This window comes from Streptomyces sp. LS1784 (assembly GCF_020103755.1).
In the GTDB taxonomy this organism is placed as follows: Bacteria; Actinomycetota; Actinomycetes; order Streptomycetales; family Streptomycetaceae; genus Kitasatospora.
On record NZ_JAHSQD010000689.1, the window covers coordinates 1 to 3,864 of the forward strand.

At 72.2% G+C, this 3,864-nt stretch carries 5 protein-coding genes; all 5 read left to right on the top strand.

The annotated features are described in order from the left end of the window. On the top strand, positions 1–815 hold an 815-nt coding region (locus KS423_RS40595), incomplete at its 5' end, for a S8 family serine peptidase (protein ID WP_263455756.1). Positions 816–856: 41 nt separating this feature from the next. Next, a complete protein-coding gene (locus tag KS423_RS40600; RefSeq protein WP_224284745.1) occupies positions 857–1,051 on the top strand; it encodes a DUF3046 domain-containing protein in 195 nt (64 codons plus the stop codon). Between the two features lie 37 nt (positions 1,052–1,088). Then, positions 1,089–2,321: an AI-2E family transporter gene (locus tag KS423_RS40605; RefSeq protein ID WP_374120142.1), complete on the top strand. Its 1,233-nt coding sequence runs from the start codon at positions 1,089–1,091 to the stop codon at positions 2,319–2,321. Between the two features lie 195 nt (positions 2,322–2,516). After that, complete coding sequence (gene recA, locus KS423_RS40610; RefSeq protein ID WP_224284746.1) at positions 2,517–3,629, top strand: recombinase RecA; 1,113 nt, start codon at positions 2,517–2,519, stop codon at positions 3,627–3,629. Between the two features lie 4 nt (positions 3,630–3,633). Continuing rightward, positions 3,634–3,864 (top strand): hypothetical protein (locus KS423_RS40615; RefSeq protein ID WP_374120143.1); only part of this gene is annotated, 231 nt, incomplete at its 3' end.

Here is a 3,864-nt window from a genome sequence, read left to right on the forward strand (position 1 = left end):
CGGACCCCGGGGTGGGCGAGAGCGGGCACGGCACGCACGTCGCCGGGATCGTCGGCGCCACCCGCGACGGCCACGGCGTCACCGGGGTCGCGCCGGGCGTGCGGATCGCCGCCGTCCGGCTGCTCGGGCCGCTCGGGCAGTACTACGCGGAGAACATCGTCTGCGGCATGCTCTGGGCCGCCGACCACGGGGCCAAGGCGATCAACAACAGCTACTTCGCCGACCCGTGGAAGTACAACTGTCCCGAGGACCGGGACCAGGCCGCGCTGATCGCGGCCGTCGGGCGGGCCGTCGGGTACGCGCAGCGGAAGGGCGCGGTGGTGGTCGCCTCGGCGGGCAACGACGGGCAGGACCTCGGCGCCTCGCGGACCGACGAGCGGAGCCCCAACGACCGGGTCTCGGGGCCCGCCCCCGTCCGGCACCTGGGCACCGAGTGCGTGAGGCTGCCCGGCGAGCTGCCCGGGGTGGTCACCGTCACCGCGGTCAACCGGGACGGGCGCCCGGCCGGCTACTCCAACTACGGGCGCGGGCGGGTCTCGCTGGCTGCGCCGGGGGGTGAACCGGACGGTGGGCCGCAGGAGGCGATCGTCTCCGACTGGCCGGCAGGGCAGTACGCGGCGCTGGCGGGGACCTCGATGGCGGCTGCGCATGTGACCGGGGCGTTGGCGGTGGCGGCGGCGCTGCATCCGGAGCTGGGGTCGGACGGGCTGGCGGGGGCGTTGGCGGGGGCGGCGGCTTCGGGGTGTCCTGCGGGGCCTCACGGGTGTGGGGAGCGGCAGTACTTCGGGGCGGGGTTGGTGGTGGTGCCCCGTTGACCGGCGGGGTGGGGGCGGGGGTTTCCGGGATACTTGGGGGCATGAGGCTGACGGAGTTCTGGCGACGGATGTACGCGCACTTCGGGGAGGCGTACGCGGAGTCGTTCGCGACCGACCACGTGATGAGCGAGTTGGACGGACGGACGGTGCGGCAGGCGCTGGAGGCGGGCTGGGAGGCCAAGGACGTCTGGCGCGTGGTCTGCGACACCCAGGGGGTCTCCGGCGTGCTGCGCTGAGTGCCGGCGCCCGGGTGGCATGGGACAGACTGTTCGAGTGACAAGTAGCGCAGAACAGAAGAATTCGGACGGGGTGGAGCGGGGTGCCGACGGCGCTCCGGCGGGTGGGGGGCTGTGGGGCGGCGGGATGCCGCGCTGGCTGCCTCGGGCGATGGTGCTGTTCCTGGTGCTGGTGGGGCTGTTCCAGCTCGCCGACTGGGCGTTCCGGCAGCTGGTCGACCTGTTCGTGATGCTGCTGGTGTCCTTCTTCCTCTCGCTGGCGCTGGAGCCGGCCGTGGACCGGATGGCGGCGCGGGGGGTGCGCCGGGGGGTGGGGACCTTCCTGGTGTTCGTGGCGGTCGGGGTCGCGGTGGTGGGCTTCCTCGCCGCGCTCGGCACGCTGCTGGTCGACCAGGTGGCGAAGATCGCCGGGGACCTGCCGCACCTGGTCGACAACCTGATCGGCTGGATCAACCGGACCTTTCACCAGGACGTCTCGCTGGGCGAGTTGCAGAAACGGTTGCTCAAGGACTCCGGCACCATCGAGAACTACGCCCAGCAGGCCGCCGACAACGTCTGGGGCGTCTCGTCCACCGTGATCGGCGGGCTCTTCCAGGCCTTCACGGTCGGGCTGTTCACCTTCTACTTCACCGCCGAGGGCCCGCGGGTGCGACGGACGGTCTGTTCGCTGCTGCCGCCCGCGAAGCAGGGCGAGGTGCTGCGGGCCTGGGAGATCGCGCTCGCCAAGACCGGCGGCTACCTGTACTCCCGGGCGCTGCTCGCGGTGGCGTCGGCCATCGGACACTGGGTGATGTTCGAGCTGCTGGACCTGCCGTACGCGGCGGCGCTGGCGGTCTGGGCCGGCGTCATGTCGCAGTTCGTGCCGACCATCGGGACCTACCTGGCCGGGGCGCTGCCGGTCCTGGTGGCGCTGACCGTGGAGCCGGTGGACGCGCTCTGGGTGCTGGTCTTCGTGGTGGTCTACCAGCAGATCGAGAACTACCTGCTGCACCCGCGGATCACCGCGCGGACGATGGACGTGCACCCGGCGGTGGCCTTCGGCTCGGTGATCGCGGGCGCGGCGCTGCTCGGTGCGGTGGGCGCGCTGATCGCGATCCCGGCGGCGGCGACGCTCCAGGGGTTCGTGGGGACGTACGTGCGGCGGTACGAGGTGGCCACCGATCCGCGGATCGACCGGGGAGAGCAGCGGCGGGCCCGGCGGGAGCTGCGCCGGGAGGCGGCCCGGCGGCTGCGCCGGATGGTCGGCGGGGACGGGGGGCGCGGGGAGTGACGCGGGGCGCCGTCCCCGGGGTGTCCTCGGGGGCGGCGTGGCCCGGACGTGCGACGCTTGAATCGAACAGATGTTCTTTGTACTCTCCGGCGAGGAGTTTTCCACAGGCCGAGCCCGCTCGGGCTCGTTTGTCAGTGGGACGCGCTAGCGTCGAGGACGATGAAGCGCACAGCACAGAACCCGAGGGAAAAAGCCATGGCAGGTACGGACCGCGAGAAGGCCCTGGAGACCGCTCTCGCCCAGATCGAGCGGCAGTTCGGCAAGGGCTCGGTGATGCGCCTCGGCGAGAAGGCCAACGAGCCGGTCGAGGTGATCTCCACCGGGTCCACCGCCCTGGACGTCGCCCTCGGGGTCGGCGGCATCCCGCGCGGCCGAGTGATCGAGATCTACGGCCCCGAGTCCTCCGGTAAGACCACCCTGACCCTGCACCTGGCCGCCAACGCCCAGAAGGCCGGCGGCACGGTCGCGTTCGTCGACGCGGAGCACGCGCTCGACCCGGAGTACGCCAAGAAGCTCGGCGTGGACACCGACGCCCTGCTGGTCAGCCAGCCGGACACCGGTGAGCAGGCGCTGGAGATCACCGACATGCTGATCCGCTCCGGCGCGATCGACCTGGTGATCATCGACTCGGTCGCGGCGCTCGTCCCGCGCGCCGAGATCGAGGGCGAGATGGGCGACTCGCACGTCGGTCTCCAGGCCCGGCTGATGAGCCAGGCGCTGCGCAAGATCGCCGGTGCGCTGAACCAGTCGAACACCACCGCGATCTTCATCAACCAGCTGCGCGAGAAGATCGGCGTGATGTTCGGTTCGCCGGAGACCACGACGGGTGGCCGGGCGCTGAAGTTCTACGCCTCGGTCCGCCTCGACATCCGCCGGATCGAGACCCTGAAGGACGGCACCGAGGCGGTCGGCAACCGCACCCGCGTCAAGGTGGTCAAGAACAAGGTCGCCGCGCCGTTCAAGCAGGCCGAGTTCGACATCCTCTACGGCGTGGGCATCAGCCGCGAGGGCGGCCTGATCGACATGGGTGTGGAGCACGGCTTCATCCGCAAGTCGGGCGCCTGGTACACCTACGAGGGCGACCAGCTCGGCCAGGGCAAGGAGAACGCCCGCAACTTCCTGCGGGACAACCCGCAGCTCGCCGACGAGATCGAGCGGAAGATCAAGGGCAAGCTCGGCATCGGACCGAAGCTGGAGGAGCCGGCCGAGGGCGGGGCGGAGGCCGCCGCCGACGGCGCCGCCAAGCCGATCACCGCGACCGCCACCAAGACGGCCGCGGCGAAGAAGACGGCGGCGGCCAAGGCCTGAGCCGTTGACGCAGTACGACACGGTGGGCGGCGGCCCGGAGGACGACGACCACGGGCCGCCGGACTGGTTCGCCGCGGTCGCGGAGGAGCCCGAGCCGGTGGCCGCGAAGCCCCGGGGATCGCGCTCCCGGCGCGGCCGTCAGTCCACCACGCAGTGGGCATCCGGCTCCGAGCCGGAGTTCGACCGGGCTCCGGCCCGGCCGGTGCGCGGCGCGGCGCCCGGGCCGGAGCCGGCG

Bases quoted from the DNA above. Each gene is read 5' to 3' on its own strand.
- KS423_RS40600 (WP_224284745.1), top strand. From the start codon at position 857: ATGAGGCTGACGGAGTTCTGGCGACGGATGTACGCGCACTTCGGGGAG.
- recA (WP_224284746.1), top strand. From the start codon at position 2,517: ATGGCAGGTACGGACCGCGAGAAGGCCCTGGAGACCGCTCTCGCCCAG.